The sequence below is a fragment of the uncultured Sulfitobacter sp. genome, assembly GCF_947497275.1.
Classification (GTDB): Bacteria; Pseudomonadota; Alphaproteobacteria; order Rhodobacterales; family Rhodobacteraceae; genus Sulfitobacter.
Map to the genome: position 1 here is coordinate 1 of NZ_CANMFS010000040.1, position 968 is coordinate 968.

Below are 968 nucleotides of genomic sequence, written 5' to 3' on the forward strand. Positions count from 1 at the left end.
ACACAAGATTGTTAGAAGACCCGTATGCCGTATCCGCTGCCACCCAATCCGGCGTGATGCCGAACCGCTCTTCGGTCCGGTCAATCATCTTGCGCATGGCACCCACTTCCGCCTGCGGATCGACCGCGAGGCATCCACATCCATGATGATCCCGTGATCCGTATCGATCAGGTAATTGTCGGAATAGGCAAAGAAAGCGGGACCTTTGCGCGCTGCCGTCTCTTACCGGCAGTGCATTGCGCAGCAATGTCACGAAAGGCATTAGCTGGCAGGATCGGCGTGTGCAGTGAACTTAAGCTTCACTTCACTGGCTGCGCCGAAGGCCTCGTCGTCCAGAACGTCGAGATATTCGCGCACCGCGCGTGGCGCGTCATTGGGAGCAGCCTCGCGGGCCGCCCAGTCTTCGGGGTTGCTGGAATTCTGTTTCTGAACATCAGCGCTGATCAAGCTGGCATCCACTGCAAAGCCCTGACCGCCGACAAGCCCTTCCTGCATACAGCGTGCAACGGTCATCTCGAACACATGGCGCAAAAGATCACTCTCGCGGAACCGCCCGTGCCGGTTCTTTGAAAAGGTAGAGTGATCCGGGATGCGATCATTCAGATCAAGGCGACAGAACCACCTATATGCCAGGTTCAAATGGACCTCTTCGCAAAGGCGGCGTTCAGATCGAATGCCGAAGCAATACCCCACCAACAACATCCGGATGAGCAGCTCGGGATCAATAGAAGGGCGACCAGTATGACTGTAGAAGTCCGCCAGATGTGCACGGATAGTGCTCAAATCGACAAACCGATCAATCAACCGCGACAAATGATCTCGTGGCACATGATCTTCCAGCGAGAACTCATAAAACAGCGCCGCTTCCACTTCCTGCTTTGGTCCCAGCATTGCCAATCCTCCCGTTCACTACAGGAATTGAATCAGCGACTTGCCCTCGGATCAAGGAATAGTTTTTCAACAAAATC

The 968-nt window shown here is 54.8% G+C and carries 1 pseudogene; it reads right to left on the reverse strand.

The features are described from left to right. A pseudogene (locus tag Q1A06_RS20885) lies at positions 1–891 on the reverse strand (transposase); the annotation flags it as partial. Between the last annotated feature and the right edge of the window lie 77 nt (positions 892–968).